This is a genomic window from Agromyces sp. NPDC127015, assembly GCF_042725165.1.
Classification (GTDB): Bacteria; Actinomycetota; Actinomycetes; order Actinomycetales; family Microbacteriaceae; genus Agromyces; species Agromyces chromiiresistens.
The window spans coordinates 134,378-149,827 of sequence record NZ_JBHXDI010000002.1; the positions used below are offsets into that span (position 1 = coordinate 134,378).

The window sequence follows — 15,450 nt, forward strand, 5'->3', positions numbered from 1 at the left end:
CTCACCGCCGTTCGGCCGGCGCCTCGTCGACCGTCTCCGCCGCGCCTTCGCCGACCGCCGGCGCCTCGGCGGTGTCGGCCGCATCGGTCGAGCCGGTGATCGTCTGCGGCTCCGCGTACCAGTGGTCGACTCCGCGCGGACAGGTGCACGCGAGTGCCACCGTCTCGTCGATCGTCACCGCGCGGAAGAACTCGCGGTGCGGCACCTGAACCCTGCGTCGTCGCATGTGCTCCGCCCCCTCGCCGTCGGAGTGCTCCGTCGGCACCCGTCATGGAAGAGACGCGGCCGGCCCCGGATCATGACGCACGCGGAGACGACTCAGAGTTGCCCGGCCGAGACCGAGAACGTGTCGCACGCGCCGGCGCCCTGCTCGAACCCGGTGCGGAACCAGTCGACCCGCTGCTCGCTCGTGCCGTGCGTGAACGTGTGCGGGTTCACCTGGCCCTGCGCCGCCTGCTGGATCCGGTCGTCGCCGACCGCCGCCGCCGCGCTCAGCGCATCGCGGTACTGCGCTTCCGAGATCGGCCGGAGGAACGGCACGCCGTTCACGTCGGGCACCGTCGCGGCGCTCGCCGCCCACGCCCCGGCGAAGCAGTCGGCCTGCAGCTCGACGCGCACCGCGTTCGAGGCGGGGCCGGTCTGGCCGTCCTGCGCCTGCTCGAGGATGCCGAGCACGTTCTGCACGTGGTGCCCCCACTCGTGCGCGACGACGTACATCTCGGCGAGGGGTCCACCGCTCGAGCCGAACCGCTGGCGCAGCTCGTCGTAGAAGGTCACGTCGAGGTAGATCGTCTGGTCGGGCGGGCAGTAGAAGGGACCGGTCGCCGCCGATGCGCTGCCGCATCCCGTCGACGTGGCGGTGTCGAACATGACGAGGTCCTGCGGCGCGACGTAGTCGAACCGCAGTTCCTGCGCCTCGCGCTCCCAGTACTCCTCGAGCGAGGCCGCGGCGCCCTTCATGCGGCACTCGACGTTCTCGTTCGCGTCCTCCCCGGTGAGGCACTGCTCGAGCGAGGTGTCCTCCGACGACGCCCCGCCGCCGGTGTCGAGGCCGCCGCCGAGCAGCCCGGTCACGTTGACGCCGAGCAACTGGGAGATCACGACGAGCGCGAGCACGCCGAGCCCGCCACCGACCGCGATGCCGGTGTTGCGCCCTCGCTTCGAGGCCCGCCCCCGCGAGATGTCCGCGTTCGGATCGAACGTCATGACCCGACGCTACTCCGAGTCGGGCTCGGCCGAGGCATCCGCGTCGCCTTCGTCGGCCGGCGCGTCGCCGAACGGCTGCTCCGCGAAGCGGTCGGTCGCCGTGATGAGCGCGTCGAGGATCCCCGGCTCGTCGAACGCGTGCCCCGCGTCATCCACGATTGTGAACTCGGCTTCGGGCCAGGCCCGGTGCAGGTCCCAGGCGGTCATCACGGGGGTGCACACGTCGTAGCGCCCCTGCACGATGACGGCGGGGATGTCTCGGAGCCGCTCCGCGTCGCGGATGAGCTGCCCCTCCTCCCACCAGCCGCCGTGTCGGAAGTAGTGGTTCTCGATGCGGGCGAACGCGGCGGCGTACTCGGGTGCGGTGAAGCGGGCGATCGTCTCGGCCTGCGGCAGGAGGGTGATCGTCGACGACTCCCAGCGCGACCATGCGATCGCGGCGGGCTCGTAGACCTCGGGCCGCGAGTCGGCGAGCAGCCGGCCGTAGGCCTCGATCATGTGGGCTCGCTCGTCGACGGGCACCGGCGCGAGGAACTCCTCCCACAGGTCGGGGAACAGCGCGGAGGCGCCGCCCTCGTAGAACCAGTCGAGCTCCGAACGGCGCAGCGTGAAGATGCCGCGCAGCACGAGTTCGGTGACCCGCTCGGGGTGGGTCTGCGCGTAGGCGAGTGCGAGCGCGCTCCCCCACGAGCCGCCGAAGACCTGCCACCGGTCGATGCCGAGGTGGGCGCGCAGCCGCTCCATGTCCGCGACGAGATGCCAGGTCGTGTTCGCCGAGAGGTCGGCGTCGGGCTCGGAGGCGTGCGGAATCGACAGCCCGCAGCCGCGCTGGTCGAACAACACGATGCGGTAGCGCTCGGGATCGAACAGTCGGCGGTGCGAGGGCGAGGTGCCGCCGCCGGGGCCGCCGTGCAGGAACACCACGGGCTTGCCGTTGCGGTTGCCCGACACCTCCCAGTAGATGTGCTGCCCGTCCCCCACGTCGAGCATGCCGGTCTCCAGCGGCTCGATCTCCGGATACATCTCTCGCATGCGGCAACGGTAGCGAGCGCAGGATGCCGCGCCCCGGTGCCGCGCCGCAGCGGGGTCGGGGTTGACAACCGCCCGCCGGCGCAGCAGACGACCCGGCGCGTGGTTAGGCTCTCGGTATGGCTTCGACGAAGCCGATCACCGTCACGCTCACGGGCGCGGGCGGCCAGATCGGGTACGCACTCCTGTTCCGCATCGCGTCCGGGGCGATGCTCGGCCCCGACACCCCGGTGCGGCTCAACCTGCTCGAGATCCCCCAGGGGGTTCGCGCCGCCGAGGGCGCAGCGCTCGAGCTGCAGGACTCGGCGTTCCCGCTGCTCTCGCACGTCGAGGTCTACGACGACCCGAAGGCGGCGTTCTCGGGGGCGAACGTCGCACTGCTCGTCGGCGCGCGTCCGCGCACGGCCGGCATGGAGCGCGGCGACCTGCTCGCCGCGAACGGCGGCATCTTCGGCCCGCAGGGCGCCGCGATCAACGCGGGCGCCGCCGACGACATCCGGGTCGTCGTGGTCGGCAACCCGGCCAACACGAACGCGCTCATCGCCGCGTCGAACGCCCCGGATGTCCCGGCCGAGCGCTTCACCGCGCTCACGAGACTCGACCACAACCGGGCCCTGGGCCAGCTCGCGGTGACCGTCGACACCCCGGTCGCCGACCTGCGCGGCGTGACCATCTGGGGCAACCACTCGGCGACGCAGTTCCCCGACCTCGCGCACGCGACCGCGGCGGGCGACTCGGTGCCCGCGCTGCTCACGGCGCGGTTCGGCACCGACGGCTACCGCGAGTGGCTCGTCGACGAGTTCATCCCCCGGGTCGCCAAGCGCGGCGCCGAGATCATCGAGGTGCGCGGCTCGTCTTCGGTGGCCTCGGCCGCCGCCGCGACGATCGACCACGTGCGCGACTGGGTGCACGGCACCCCGAACGGCTGGACCAGTGCGGCCGTCGTCTCCGACGGCTCGTACGGCGTGCCCGAGGGGCTCATCTCGTCGTTCCCGGTCGAGTCGGTCGACGGTGCCTGGCGCATCGTGCCGGGGCTCGGGCTCGACGCGTTCGCGCGGCATCGCGTCGAGGCATCCGTCGCCGAGCTCGTGGACGAGCGCGAGGCCGTACGCGCGCTCGGACTCATCTGATCGGACCCCTTCCAGTGACGTCGCCGTCGGCTCTATGCTGGGCCGACTCGACACACCGACGTCTGGAGCACCCGTGGACGACCCGTTCAATCCCCCGGTCGAAATCGACCCGTTCGCCGGGGCGCCCGCCGGCTTCCAGGTGATGTTCGTGCTCGTCGCCCTCGTCGGCGCCGCCGTGTTCCTCATCACGATCATCACGGTCGTGCGCAGCTACATGAAGGTCCGCGAGGCCGGGCACGATCCGCTCACCATCCAGGCCGAGCTCGCGACGCGCACGCTCGATAGCGAGTTGCTCGCGCCGAAGCAGTCGATCGAGCAGCGCCTCGCCGAGCTCGACGGCCTCGCCGCGCGCGGCCTGATCTCCGACGCCGAGCGCGCGGCGGCGCGAGCCGACATCCTCGCGGGTCGCTGAGCGCCTGCGCGCGGCGGCGCCGCGATCGCGGCCGAGCGGCGGGTGCCCTGTTCCGGCCGCCGACCCTCCGCCGCCTAGGCTTGGACCATGGCCGAATCCCCCAGCCCGTCGCCCGCCGCCCGTCGCAAACAGCTCATCGTGGGGCTCGTCGTGGGGCTCATCATCGGCGTCGTCGTGAGCCTGTGGACGACGTTCTGGCTGTGGCTGCCCGCCGGCCTCGTCGTCGGCGCCGTGGCCGGACTCATCATGAAGCCGCCGGCCGACAGCTGAGCTCAGCCGGGTTCCGATCCGCGTCGCCGCTCGTCAACCCGCGGTGGTGGACGCGAGGTAGGCCTCGATGCCGTCGATGAGACGGGCGAGTGCGAAGTCGAAGGCGTCGGTCGGGCCGACGTCGACGGCGCCGGCCGCCTGGCCCACCCGACCCGAGACCGGGTAGCGCTCGGGCTCCATGATGCGGTCGAGCAGGGGCGCGTTGCGCGCCCACCAGGCGTCGTCGGACTCGGCCGACGACTGGCGCAACCGCTCGGCGTCGAGGTGTGCCCGCGCCGGCCCGGCCACGAAGCCGAGCAGCATCGTGAGCACCCGGTCGAGGTCGACGTCGTCGAAGCCGAACCCGTCGATCGCGCGCAGGCACCACTCCCAGTGGTCCGAGATGTGCGGGCCGAGCGGCGGCCGGCTGGTGTCGACCGAGAGCAGCCACGGGTGGCACAGGTACTCGTTCCACTGCAGGCGCGCGATGAGCGCGAGCCGGTCGCGCAGCGAACCGGATGCCGCGGGCAGCGGCACCTCGCCGGCGACGTGGTCGACCATGAGGTCGATGAGCTCGGCACGACCGGGCACGTAGGTGTAGACCGACATCGGCTTCATGCCGAGCCGGTCGGCGATGCGGCGCATCGACAGCGCCTCGAGCCCCTCGTCGTCGGCGAGCTGCACGGCCGCCCCGACGACCTCGTCGACGCTCGACCGCTGCTTCGGGCCGCGGGTGCCGACCGGGCGGCCGAGCCGCTCGCGCCACAGCAGTCTCAGCGTGAGGTCGGGCTCGCCGAGCCCCGTGGAATCAGCGGCCATGCCGGTTAGCCTACATTCTGCGTACACCTCACGGTGTTCGCGTGCGATGCGCGTCGGGACGGCGCGCCGCGCGCCTGCTCACCCGACGAATCCGGCCACGATCGCACCGATCCCGTCGCGAACGTCGGCGTCGTCGCGCGTCGACTCCCCGTCGCCCGGCTGCGCACCGTAGTCGCCGAAGTCGGCGTGGTTCACGCCCTCGAGCTCGTCGAACCGAGCGCCGGCGGGCAGCAGCGGGGCCGCGGCGGCGATCTTCGAGGGCGTCGACAGGCCGTCGTTCGCACCCGAGATGCTCAGGACCTCGAGGCCCGACTCGCTGAGGTCGTTCGCGCAGTACGAGCCGAACAGCATGAGGCCGACCGGTCGGGGTTCGCCCCGGACCCCCTCGCCGGGCTCGGGACCGCTCGGCCCTCCGATGGGTTCGGAGGCTTCCGCCGCCCCATCGGCGAGCTGGCAGGCCCGCACCCCGCCGAGCGAGTGCCCGCCGACGTACCAGTCGTCGACCTCCGGCGCGAGCGACGTGAAGGTCGACAGCGGCCGCTGGTCGAAGAACGCGAGGTTGAGCGTCGGCTTCGTGATGACGACGGTGAGCCCGGACGCCTCGGCGACGCCCGACAGCTTGTAGAGGTACGCGTACGGGTCGACCTTCGCCCCCGGGATGAAGACGAGTCCCGCACCGGTCGCCCCCTCGACGGGCTCGATCACGATGCCGGCGTCGTGGCTCGTGATCTCGACGGACTCGTCCCGCCAGGCGGCGAGCGCCGCAGGACGCTCGCCCTGCATCACCGTGTGCGCGTACACGAGGAAGACGACGACGAGCAGCGCGAGCACCGCCACCACGGCGGCGAGGATGCGGACGAGTCGGGCCATGCCCACAGTCTGCCGCGCCCGCACCGCGGGTCGCGAACGGGCGAGAGCCGAGGCATCCACGATGGGGATGCCTCGGCCCTCGAGCCGCACGCGGCGACTACCGCTTCTTCTTGGCCTTCGCCTTCTCGGGCACCGGCAGGGTGCCCGCGCGGCGCTCGGCGTCGAAGTACGCGCGCGCCTCGTCCTGGCGCTCCTGCTCGATGCCGGTCGCGATCGTCGCTCGCAGGTGCTCGGGCTTGAAGCCGAACGCGTCGACGAGGTCCTGCGCGTGCGGGCGCAGGCGCTCGAGGAGCCGGTCGATGTACGCCGTCACGGCCTGCGCGCGCTGCGGCGAGAGGCGGCCGTTCACGAGGTACCAGGCGAGGTGCTTCTCGAGGAGGCCGAGGCCGAACAGGTCGCGCACCCAGGTCAGCACCTGCTTCGTGCCCTCGTCCTCGACGCGGGCGAGGCCGCGGGTGAACGCCTCCCACTGGAGGAGCTCGCCGTGGGCGCGCGCGGCCTCGATCAGCTCGTTCTGGTTGCGGTTGAACGCGGCCGCGGCGTCGGCCTTCGGCAGCTTGCGCGCGTCGCGCAGGCGGCCGGCGATCTCGGCGATCATCGCCTCGACGCGATCGGTCAGCAGCTCGCGCTGAGTCTCCTCGTCGCGCAGCTCGCTCACCGAGCGGGCGGTCGAGCCGAAGTCGGCGATCGTCTGGCCGAGGCGACGGAGGCCCGTGCCGTGGTACGCGCGCTCCGCGGTCTGCGCGACGACGTAGCGGGCCATCGCGCCGGCGTCGGCGTTCTTGAACTGCTTCGAGAAGTCGGTCAGCAGGCGCTTCGCGACGAGCTGCAGCAGCACGTTGTTGTCGCCCTCGAAGGTCACGTAGATGTCGAGGTCCTGGCGGAGGCCGACGATGCGGTTCTCGGCGATGAAGCCGGCGCCGCCGCAGGCCTCGCGCGCCTCCTGCAGCGTGTCGAGCGCGTGCCACGTCGAGAGCGGCTTGAGCGCGGCGGCGATCGTCTCGAGGTCCTGGCGGTCGTCGTCGGTGTCGGCCTTGCCGCTGAACACCGCGTCGAACTTCACGAGGAACTCGTCGTGCGCGAAGTACTGCGCGTACGTCGTCGCGAGGCGGGGCAGCAGCCGGCGCTGGTGGCGCTGGTAGTCGAGCAGCACCTCTTCGTCGGTGTCGCTCGACGCGGTGAACTGCCGGCGCTGGTTGCCGTAGGTGATCGCGATCGCGAGCCCCATCGCGCTCGCGACGGTCGAGGCGCCGTCAAGCGAGACGCGGCCCTGCACGAGGGTGCCGAGCATCGTGAAGAACCGGCGGCCGGGGCTCTCGATCGGCGACGAGTAGGTGCCGTCGGGGGCGACGTCGCCGTAGCGGTTCAGCAGGTTCTCACGCGGGATGCGAACGTTCGTGAAGTGCAGGCGGCCGTTGTCGATGCCGTTGAGGCCGCCCTTCAGGCCGTCGTCCTCGCCGCCGACGCCGGGCAGGAACTCGCCCTCGTCGTCGCGGATCGGCACGTAGAAGCAGTGCACCCCGTGGTTCACGCCCTTGGTGATGAGCTGCGCGAAGACCGTCGCGTGCTTGCCGTGGAGCCCGGCGTTGCCGAGGAACTCCTTCCACGCCGCGCGGAACGGCGTGTGGATCACGAACTCCTCGGTCGCCTCGTCGTAGGTCGCCGTCGTCGCGATCGAGGCGACGTCGGAGCCGTGCCCGATCTCGGTCATCGCGAAGGCGCCGGGCACCTCGAGCGACATGATCGCGGGCAGCCACTTCTCGTGGTGCGGCTTCGTGCCGAGGTGCAGCACCGCGGCGCCGAAGAGGCCCCACTGCACGCCCGACTTGATCTGCAGGCTCGGGTCGGCCGTGACGAGCTCCTCGAACGCGGCGATGTTGCCGCCGTGGTCCTCCTGGCCGCCGAGCGACTTCGGGAACGCCCGGTGCACGGCGCCCTGGTCGACGAGGAGCTTCAGCTGCCCGAGCACGCGCTCGCGGTGCTCGGACATCGGCAGCCCCTCGATGCGCTGCAGCTCGGGCATCGCGGCGCGCTCGCGCGCGGCGATGCGGATGTCGGCCCAGGTGCCGAGGAGCTGACGGCCGAGGGCCGCCACGTCGATGCGGGGCTGCGCGGATGCCCCGGGGCGGGCGTCGTTCGGCCGCGCTCCGCCGACGCGGGCGGGCGCGGACGTGTCGTGCGAGGTGCGTGGTGCGGTGTCAACCATCGTCGGTCTCGTCCTTCGTGTGGAGTCGTGTGCGTCACATGGCGGCGCGCGGCTGGCGGCGTCGCTGAACCTCTCTCCACGGTAGGACGGCGCCCGGCGAGCCCGAAACGGTGCGTCCGCGCCCTACAAACGAGGGTCGAGCAGCTTCGTCAGGGCCTGTGCTCGCCCTACAAACGAGCCGGCCCTCGGCGTAGTGGCATCCACAACGCAGGGCGCTCGACAGGTGGCACCGGGCCTCGTCGCACGGCCCGTGGCAGAGCGATCAGCCGCGGAAGAAGGCGTCGGCCCGACGCGTCCAGAGGATCGCGATCACGACGACGGCGATCGCCGCGCTGAAGTACTCGCCGATGGCGCCCGCGGGGTACGCGATCGCGAGGAAGATCGACGCGACGATCGAGAGCGCCTCGACGATCGTCACCACGAGGCGTGCCCCCGCGCTGCCGCGCAGCAGGCCCGCGGCCACGATGATGACGATGATGCCGATGAGGATCGACACGATCGCCGATGCGATGAGCTGGCTCGCACCGCCGAAGGCCTCGACCGTCGCGGCGACGCTCGTCTGGAAGAGCAGGAGCGTGCCGCCGATGATGTCGAGCAGACCCGAGATCCAGGTCAGCACGGCCACGAACGTCACGCCTCCGGGTCGTTTCACGGCTCCCATGGCTCGATGCTAGCGACGAAGGCCGAGCGGGTGAGGAGCGACGCGCGCAGCGCCGGTCGGGCGGCGAGGAGCGAAGCGTATCGAGACCACCGGCCGCAGTGGTCTCGATACGGCGCTGCGCGCCCACTCGACCGACGGGACCGAGGTGGTCTCGATACGGCGCTGCGCGCCTACTCGACCTGCTCGACCTGCTCGACCTGCTCGACCTACTCGACCTGCTCGACCTGCTCGACCGACGAGTCGGAGTAGCGCAGGCCGTGGCCGTGACGGAACAGCGGGTCGGCCGTGTCGAAGGGCACGTCGGGCCGGCTCGCCTCGACGGCGGCCATGCTGCGCGGCAGGTCGAAGGGCAGGCGGCCCTGCGGCTCGGCCGCGCCGGTCACGACGTCGAGCAGCGCCCGCGCGCTCGCGCCCCAGTTCGCGGTGATCGCCGCGACGTCGTCGACGATCGGCGTGAGGATCGCCGGCCGGTCGAGGAACACGTCGACGACGGTCGGCACGGCGGCCGCGACCGCACGCACGTGCGCGACCACCTCGTCGGGGAAGTCGAGCGAGCCCGAGTGGAAGAAGTTCTCGAAGAACGTGGGGCGCTGCTCGAACGGCGCCACGAGGCGCAGGATCGCGACGTCGGCCTCCGCGGGCGTCGCGACGACCTCGCCGTACTCGGCGGCGATCTCGGGCTCGACGCCCTCGACGTACAGCTTCAGCCCGCGCGCGATGGGCAGGGTGGGCGAGGATGCCTCGGCCGAGGCATCCGCTCGCCCGGTGTTCACCAGCAGCGTGATCGCCGCCCGCTGCGCCGCCTCGCCCGCCGCGACGAACTCGGCGGAGCCGACCACGCGCCTGGCGCGCTCGACGTCGACGAAGCGGTGGTCGAAGAGGCCGAGCACGAACTTCTCGCGGAGCAGGCGCCGCGCCGAGGCATCCAGCCGCTCTTCGGTGATCTCGCCGTCGCGCACGAGCTCGACGAGCAGCTCGGGGCACGCCTCGCCGCCGAACTGGTCGCAGCCGGCGTCGATGACCTTCTTGACGCGCTCGCGCGGGCTCAGGTGCTCGACGCCCCACGCGCGTGCCGGGAACGGCTCGCCCATGATCTCGTCGTCGTTGATGAGTCCCCAGTCGGTGCACACGATGCCGTCGAAGCCGTAGCGCTCGCGCAGGAGGCCCGTGATGACCGACTTGTTGAAGCCGAACCCGACCTCTTCGAGCCCGGTGCCGACGGGCATGCCGTAGTACGGCATGATCTGGCTGGTGCCCGCCTCGAACGCGGCCTCGAACGGCTTCAGGTGCAGCTCGAACTCGCCGCCCGGGTAGACCTGCTCGCGGCCGTGCGCGAAGTGGGGGTCCTCGCCGTCCTGCTGGGGGCCGCCGCCCGGGAAGTGCTTCGTCATCGTCGCGACCGAGTCGGGGCCGAGCTCGGCGCCCTGGAATCCGCGGATGTACGCGGCGCCGAGCCGGCTCGCGAGCTCGACGTCCTCGCCGAACGTCTGGAGGGCACGCGACCAGCGCGGCTCGGTCGCGAGGTCGATCTGCGGGTGGAGCGCGACGCGGATGCCGACGGCCGTGTACTCCTGGCGGGCGATGTCGGCGAAACGCTCGACCGTCGCCTCGTCGCCGATCGCGGCGAGGCCCATCGGCTCGGGCCACACCGAGAACGCGCCGGCGAACAGGGCGGCGAGCGGATTGTCGCTGTACGAGTTGCGGGGGTCGCTCGAGATCGTCACCGGGATGCCGAGGCGCGTCGAGGCGGCGAGCTCCTGCAGGCGGTTGTGCCACTCGGCGAACGCACCGGGGTCGTCGGGCGCCTGGTGGATGTTGAAGTGGTTCATCTTGAGGTCGTTGACGAACTCGTCGGTGGAGCCGCCGCCGGTCTCGTCGGCCTCCTCGGCGAGCACGCCGTCGGGGCCGATGCCGATGACCGTCTGGAAGAAGAGGCCCGCCTTCTCCTCGAGCGTCATCTGCGCGAGCAGGATCTCGACGCGCTCGGCGACCGGCAGGCTCGCATCGCGGTACCGCGTGTCGAGGCCGGGTTCGGCGCCCGCCGGCTCGGCGGTCGAGGGGGCGGATGCCTCGGTGTCGACGTTCTGCAGATCGGTCATGCCTGCACTCCTTCATGCTTCGGGCTCTGGTGCGGCGCCGTGGCGGTGCCGCGGCCGCCCTTCGATTATAAACCGAGCGCCGTTCGGGATTGAACGCCGCTCGGTCGATGACCTGGATTCGACGGTGGGCCGGGGTCAGTCGGAGCCGGCCTCGACGTAGCTCAGGTCGTTGACCGTACGCACGGTCCACTCACCGCCTCGGTACTGCAGCTCGGAGACGGCGCCGTTCTCGATGCCCTCGACGACCTCGCTCAGGTCGGCGCCGAGCGCGTCGAGCGTCGCGATGATCGTGATGCCGCTCGAGACCACGAGCACGTCGCCACCCCGCTTCGACTGCTTCGCCGCGATCTCGTCGAGCGCGGCGAGCGCCCGCTCTGCGACCTCGGCCGGCGTCTCGGCCGTGAACCCGCTGCCCTCGTTGAGACGCGCCATCGCCTCGAGTGCCGCGCCCATGTCGAACTCGGGGTCCGAGAACAGCTCGCCGGCATCGGCGTAGCCGAGTTCGACGGCGACGTCGTTCCACATCTCCATGCCGTCGCCGCCCTCGTACTTGCCGAAGGCGATCTCGCGCAACCGCGCGTCGCGCACGATGTCACCCCGGAAGCCGAGCTCGCCGAGCGCGAGCGAGGCCGTCTCGTAGTGGCGGACCATGTCCGCCGAGTACGCCGCCTCGAAATCGACCCCGGCCTCGGCGAGCCCCGCGCCGAGGTGCTCGGCGACGGCGCGCCCGTCTTCGGTCAGCGGCGAGTCCGACCAGCCCTGCACGCGGCCGAGCGCGTTGAGCATCGTCTCGCCGTGGCGGGTGAGGTAGATCGTGACGGTCTTGCCCTTGGGCTTCTGGTCGACGGCGGTCTTCTTGTCGACGGGCTGCGTGGCGGGAGCGTCGAGCACCATCTGCGGCGCGGCGAAGCCGGCGAGCGAGGTCACCGCGGCGGCGACGGCGATGCCGGCGAGGGCGATACGGGCGATGCGACGAGACGGCATTGTCGTGGTCCTTTCGGGTTCGGGGCGCCCTGATCGGGCGTCGGCCACCGAGCCTAGCCCGTTTTCGACCGATTGGTAACAAAAAGACGGATGGAACGCCACGGACCGATAGCGTCGTGTCGTGGGCAAGCACGACGAAGCGACCGGCGGCGGTGCGCGTTCGCTCGACGGCGCCATCGCACCGACCCGGCAGGCGAGGTCGGCGCTCACTCGTGCGCGCATCCTCGACGCGGCGCAGGCGGCCTTCGTCGAACAGGGCATCGCCGCGGTGTCGCTGCGCGACGTCGCCGAGCGGGCCGGCCTCTCCCATCCCGGCGTCCTGCGCCACTACGCGTCGCTCGACGCACTGCTCGGCGCCGTCGTCGAGCGACTCGACGACGCGAACGCCGACTGGATCGAACACGAGTCCGTGCCGGTCGGCACGCTCGGTGCCGCCGCGCTCGCCCGCCGCAACGCGGCCGCACCGGGCTATCTCGAACTGTTCACCGCGCTCTCGGGGGAGGCGACGAGCAGGTCGCACCCCGCCCACGACATGATGCGGGCACGCTACGCCCGGGTTCGCGCATCGATCGCGGATGAGCTCGTGGCGAGGGCGGCCGTCGCGGCATCGGATGCCTCCTGGTCGGCGACCCTGCTCATCGCCGGGTGGGACGGGCTGCAGGTGCAGCAGCGCTACGCCCCCGATTCGATCGACCTCGTCGGCGAACTCGAGGCGCGCGAACGGCGGCTCATGGGAGCGCCGGCCCGAACGCCCTCGTCGGACACGGCCCGGCCGGGCGGGCCGGGCGGGCCGACCGGGCCGGGCGCCCGCACCGCACCGGAGGGCGCGGGCGGCATGCTCGCGCCGACGGTGCTGCTCGAGCAGCCGGAACCGCCCGGGGCAGGCGGCGGCACCGCGACCGGTGCCGGCGCGCCGCAGCGCCCTGCAGCCAGCGCGCGTGGCGCCAGGCGTCACGAGGCGATCGTCGAGGCGGCGACCGAGCTGTTCGCGCGCGACGGGTTCACGGGCACGAGCCTCGCCGCGATCGCCGGCCGCACCGGCATCTCCAAAGCCACCCTGCTGCATCACGTCGGCTCGAAGGCCGAACTCCTCACCGAGGTGCTCCGGCACCGCGACCGGCTCACGATCACCGGCGGCGCCCCAGCGCGCGGCGGAGCCACCGATCGCCTGCGATCGCTCCCGGCGACGGCCGAGCGCACGGCCGCAGCGCACCCGGGACTCGTCGAGCTCTACGCCGTGCTGTCGTGCGAAGGCGCGACGCCGGGACATCCGGCCCACGAGTACTTCGCGCACCGCTTCCGCGAGACGCGCCGCTACTTCGCGAGCCTGCTGCAGGGCGCGCGCGACGAGGGCTCGCTCGCGCCGGATCGTGACCCCGGCAGCGAGGCCGCTTGGCTCCTCGCCGTGTGGGACGGCCTGCAGATCCAGTCGCTCTACGACCCGGCCGTCGAGGTCGCCCGACTGCTTCGACGGCACCTCGACGACGTGCTCGGGCCGGCCGAGGGGCGCGCGCCCCGAGACATCCCGTCGGCGGTCTGAGGCCGCACGACCGACGCCCCACGACCGAAGCGACGCGACCGGCGCCGACGGCCTCAGGCGGCGCTCTCGCCGACCACGGAGATGAGCGCCTCGCCGTAGGCCTCGCGCTTCTTGGCGCCGATGCCCGTGATGCCGTCGAGCTCGGCCAGGCTCGCCGGCTTCGCGACCGCGACCGCACGCAGCGTCGCGTCGCCGAAGACGATGTACGCGGGAACCCCCTGCTCGCGAGCCTCTCCGGCGCGCCAGACGCGGAGCCGTTCGAACAGCTCGGCCTGGGCGGGCTCGAGGTCGGCGGCCGCGGGGGCCGCCTTCGCACGCGAGCGGGGCGCACGCTCGACCTCGGTGCGAAGCATGACGCTGCGCCGCCCCGACAGCACCTCGGCCGCCGCGTCGGTGATGGTGAGGGTGCCGTACTCGCCCTGGGTGGCGAGCAGCCCCTGCGCGAGCAGCTGGCGCACGACCCCGCGCCACTGCTGGTCGCTGAGGTCTTGCCCGAGCCCCCACGTCGAGAGGTCGTCGTGGCCGTACTGGCGCACACGGGGCGTCTCTTTCGCGCGGAGGATGTCGATGAGGTGCCCAGCACCGAACTGCTGGCGCCGCTCGCGCTTGAGCCGCACGATCGTCGACATGAGCTTCTGGGCGGGCACCGTGCCGTCCCACGAGGCGGGCGGCTCGAGGCACGTGTCGCAGTTGCCGCACGGCTCGGACGGCTCGCCGAAGTAGGCGAGCAGGTTCTGACGGCGGCACTGCACGGTCTCGCAGAGCGCGAGCATCGCGTCGAGGTGGGCCGACATGCGACGCCGGTGCGCGAGGTCGCCCGGGCTCTCGTCGATCATGCGCCGCTGCTGCACGACGTCTTGCAGCCCGTACGCCAGCCACGCCGTCGCCGGCGCCCCGTCTCGGCCGGCTCGCCCGGTCTCTTGGTAGTAGCCCTCGACCGACTTGGGCAGGTCGACGTGGGCGACGAAGCGCACGTCGGGCTTGTCGATGCCCATGCCGAACGCGATCGTCGCGACGACGACGATGCCGTCTTCGCGGAGGAAGCGGTCTTGCGTCGTGCGCCGCAGCTCGGCGTCGAGGCCCGCGTGGTACGGCAGCGCGTTCACGCCGTTCGCCGCGAGGAACGCCGCGATCTTCTCGGTGCTCGCGCGGCTCAGCGCGTAGACGATGCCCGGCACCGGGTTGCCCGAGGCGTCGACCCCCTCGCTGCGCACGAAGTCGAGCAGCTGACGGCGCACCTCGAGCTTCGGCGCGATGCGGTACTGGATGTTCGGGCGGTCGAAGCTCGACACGAAGTGCTTCGCCCCGCCGAGCGAGAGTCGCTCGGTGATCTCGCGGTGCGTCGCCTCGGTGGCCGTCGCGGTGAGCGCGATGCGGGGCACCTCGGGCCAGCGGTCGGCGAGCTCGGAGAGCGCGAGGTAGTCGGGCCGGAAGTCGTGGCCCCACTGCGCGACGCAGTGCGCCTCGTCGATCGCGAAGAGCGCGACCGTGCCGCGGGCGAGCAGCTGCTTGGCCGACTCGGTGCCCAGCCGCTCGGGCGCGATGTAGAGCAGGTCGAGCTCGCCGGCGAGGTAGGCCCGCTCGACGGCGGCGCGCTCGGCCGGCTGCTGGCTCGAGTTGAGGTAGGCCGCGCGCACGCCGTTGCGCACGAGCGCGTCGACCTGGTCGTGCATGAGGGCGATGAGCGGCGACACGACGACGCCCGTGCCCTCGCGCAGGAGCGCCGGGATCTGGTAGCAGAGGCTCTTGCCGCCGCCGGTCGGCATGAGCACGACGGCGTCGCCGCCCGAGGCGACCTGCTCGATGATCGCCGCCTGCTCGCCGCGGAACGCGTCGTAGCCGAAGACGGTGTGCAGCGCTTCGAGCGCGCTCTCGAACCTGGCGGGTGAGGCGACGGCGGGCCGCTGCAGACCGGATGCCTCGTGCCCGGCCGGACGGCCCACCGCGGGCCGGCCGCGGGCCGCCGGGGGCGTCGCCGGGCCCGCCTGCGCCGTCGCCCACTCGACGGCACCGCCGCGGTACTCGTCGGGAGGCGGGGGCGGAGCCCACTCGTCGTCGGGCGGTGGAGCGAGCTCGTCGAGGTCGAACGGGACCTCGTCGGCCCAGTCGGGTTCGGCGCTGCTGCTCACCCGACGAGTCTACTGAGCGCCCCCGACGTACCGGCTGGCCTCGGGCGGGCCTGCCTCGGCCCGGAGCATCCGGGCGGCTGTGGAGGACGGGAGGCACCCGGCGGCCACGGCCATGC

14 protein-coding genes are annotated in these 15,450 nt (G+C 72.4%); 4 read left to right on the plus strand and 10 right to left on the minus strand.

Translation table 11 applies throughout. From position 1 onward, the window contains the following. Position 1 precedes the first annotated feature (1 nt). The 3 genes from ACFWGP_RS07005 to pip form a co-directional block, all read right to left on the minus strand. Complete coding sequence (locus tag ACFWGP_RS07005) at positions 2 to 226, minus strand: hypothetical protein (RefSeq protein WP_275505388.1); 225 nt, start codon at positions 224 to 226, stop codon at positions 2 to 4. 92 nt (positions 227 to 318) lie between these two features. Further along, positions 319 to 1,206, minus strand: coding sequence for a neutral zinc metallopeptidase (locus ACFWGP_RS07010; RefSeq protein ID WP_376930496.1), 888 nt, complete (start codon positions 1,204 to 1,206; stop codon positions 319 to 321). A 9-nt stretch (positions 1,207 to 1,215) separates the two neighbouring features. After that, entirely contained in the window at positions 1,216 to 2,238 is a 1,023-nt protein-coding gene (gene pip / locus ACFWGP_RS07015) for a prolyl aminopeptidase (RefSeq protein WP_376930497.1), read from the minus strand. A gap of 116 nt (positions 2,239 to 2,354) precedes the next feature. On the opposite strand from pip, the gene ACFWGP_RS07020 reads away from it, so the two are divergent. The 3 genes from ACFWGP_RS07020 (at position 2,355) to ACFWGP_RS07030 (ending at position 4,047) form a co-directional block, all read left to right on the plus strand. Continuing rightward, positions 2,355 to 3,365: a malate dehydrogenase gene (locus ACFWGP_RS07020; RefSeq protein ID WP_376930498.1), complete on the plus strand. Its 1,011-nt coding sequence runs from the start codon at positions 2,355 to 2,357 to the stop codon at positions 3,363 to 3,365. Between the two features lie 73 nt (positions 3,366 to 3,438). Beyond that, entirely contained in the window at positions 3,439 to 3,777 is a 339-nt protein-coding gene (locus ACFWGP_RS07025) for an SHOCT domain-containing protein (protein WP_376930499.1), read from the plus strand. A gap of 87 nt (positions 3,778 to 3,864) precedes the next feature. Continuing rightward, positions 3,865 to 4,047: an HPP family protein gene (locus ACFWGP_RS07030; protein WP_231429970.1), complete on the plus strand. Its 183-nt coding sequence runs from the start codon at positions 3,865 to 3,867 to the stop codon at positions 4,045 to 4,047. 33 nt (positions 4,048 to 4,080) lie between these two features. Here the strand turns inward: ACFWGP_RS07030 and ACFWGP_RS07035 are convergent, their stop codons facing one another. The 6 genes from ACFWGP_RS07035 to ACFWGP_RS07060 form a co-directional block, all read right to left on the minus strand. Beyond that, entirely contained in the window at positions 4,081 to 4,845 is a 765-nt protein-coding gene (locus ACFWGP_RS07035; protein WP_376930500.1) for a TetR/AcrR family transcriptional regulator, read from the minus strand. A 78-nt stretch (positions 4,846 to 4,923) separates the two neighbouring features. Further along, positions 4,924 to 5,715: an alpha/beta hydrolase gene (locus ACFWGP_RS07040; protein ID WP_376930501.1), complete on the minus strand. Its 792-nt coding sequence runs from the start codon at positions 5,713 to 5,715 to the stop codon at positions 4,924 to 4,926. 97 nt (positions 5,716 to 5,812) lie between these two features. Further along, on the minus strand, positions 5,813 to 7,921 hold the full coding sequence (locus tag ACFWGP_RS07045; RefSeq protein ID WP_376930502.1) for an acyl-CoA dehydrogenase: 2,109 nt from the start codon (positions 7,919 to 7,921) through the stop codon (positions 5,813 to 5,815). A 262-nt stretch (positions 7,922 to 8,183) separates the two neighbouring features. After that, complete coding sequence (locus tag ACFWGP_RS07050) at positions 8,184 to 8,582, minus strand: hypothetical protein (RefSeq protein ID WP_231429966.1); 399 nt, start codon at positions 8,580 to 8,582, stop codon at positions 8,184 to 8,186. A gap of 206 nt (positions 8,583 to 8,788) precedes the next feature. Beyond that, positions 8,789 to 10,681 (minus strand): glycoside hydrolase family 3 N-terminal domain-containing protein, encoded by a 1,893-nt coding sequence (locus ACFWGP_RS07055; protein WP_376930503.1) that lies wholly within the window; start codon positions 10,679 to 10,681, stop codon positions 8,789 to 8,791. A gap of 135 nt (positions 10,682 to 10,816) precedes the next feature. Continuing rightward, positions 10,817 to 11,665 carry a histidine phosphatase family protein gene (locus ACFWGP_RS07060; protein ID WP_376930504.1) on the minus strand — a complete coding sequence of 283 codons (849 nt, stop codon included), beginning with the start codon at positions 11,663 to 11,665 and terminating at the stop codon, positions 10,817 to 10,819. A 121-nt stretch (positions 11,666 to 11,786) separates the two neighbouring features. On the opposite strand from ACFWGP_RS07060, the gene ACFWGP_RS07065 reads away from it, so the two are divergent. Further along, a complete protein-coding gene (locus tag ACFWGP_RS07065; RefSeq protein WP_376930505.1) occupies positions 11,787 to 13,205 on the plus strand; it encodes a TetR/AcrR family transcriptional regulator in 1,419 nt (472 codons plus the stop codon). 53 nt (positions 13,206 to 13,258) lie between these two features. On the opposite strand, the gene recQ is transcribed toward ACFWGP_RS07065, so the two are convergent. Then, the gene (gene recQ / locus ACFWGP_RS07070) at positions 13,259 to 15,334 is read right to left on the minus strand and encodes a DNA helicase RecQ (protein WP_376930506.1); all 2,076 of its coding nucleotides are present in this window, start codon (positions 15,332 to 15,334) and stop codon (positions 13,259 to 13,261) included. Positions 15,335 to 15,450: the final 116 nt, after the last annotated feature.

Bases quoted from the DNA above. Each gene is read 5' to 3' on its own strand.
- ACFWGP_RS07035 (WP_376930500.1), bottom strand. From the start codon at position 4,845: ATGGCCGCTGATTCCACGGGGCTCGGCGAGCCCGACCTCACGCTGAGA.
- ACFWGP_RS07045 (WP_376930502.1), bottom strand. From the start codon at position 7,921: ATGGTTGACACCGCACCACGCACCTCGCACGACACGTCCGCGCCCGCC.
- pip (WP_376930497.1), bottom strand. From the start codon at position 2,238: ATGCGAGAGATGTATCCGGAGATCGAGCCGCTGGAGACCGGCATGCTC.
- ACFWGP_RS07010 (WP_376930496.1), bottom strand. From the start codon at position 1,206: ATGACGTTCGATCCGAACGCGGACATCTCGCGGGGGCGGGCCTCGAAG.
- ACFWGP_RS07040 (WP_376930501.1), bottom strand. From the start codon at position 5,715: ATGGCCCGACTCGTCCGCATCCTCGCCGCCGTGGTGGCGGTGCTCGCG.
- ACFWGP_RS07060 (WP_376930504.1), bottom strand. From the start codon at position 11,665: ATGCCGTCTCGTCGCATCGCCCGTATCGCCCTCGCCGGCATCGCCGTC.
- ACFWGP_RS07030 (WP_231429970.1), top strand. From the start codon at position 3,865: ATGGCCGAATCCCCCAGCCCGTCGCCCGCCGCCCGTCGCAAACAGCTC.
- ACFWGP_RS07005 (WP_275505388.1), bottom strand. From the start codon at position 226: ATGCGACGACGCAGGGTTCAGGTGCCGCACCGCGAGTTCTTCCGCGCG.
- ACFWGP_RS07050 (WP_231429966.1), bottom strand. From the start codon at position 8,582: ATGGGAGCCGTGAAACGACCCGGAGGCGTGACGTTCGTGGCCGTGCTG.
- ACFWGP_RS07020 (WP_376930498.1), top strand. From the start codon at position 2,355: ATGGCTTCGACGAAGCCGATCACCGTCACGCTCACGGGCGCGGGCGGC.
- ACFWGP_RS07055 (WP_376930503.1), bottom strand. From the start codon at position 10,681: ATGACCGATCTGCAGAACGTCGACACCGAGGCATCCGCCCCCTCGACC.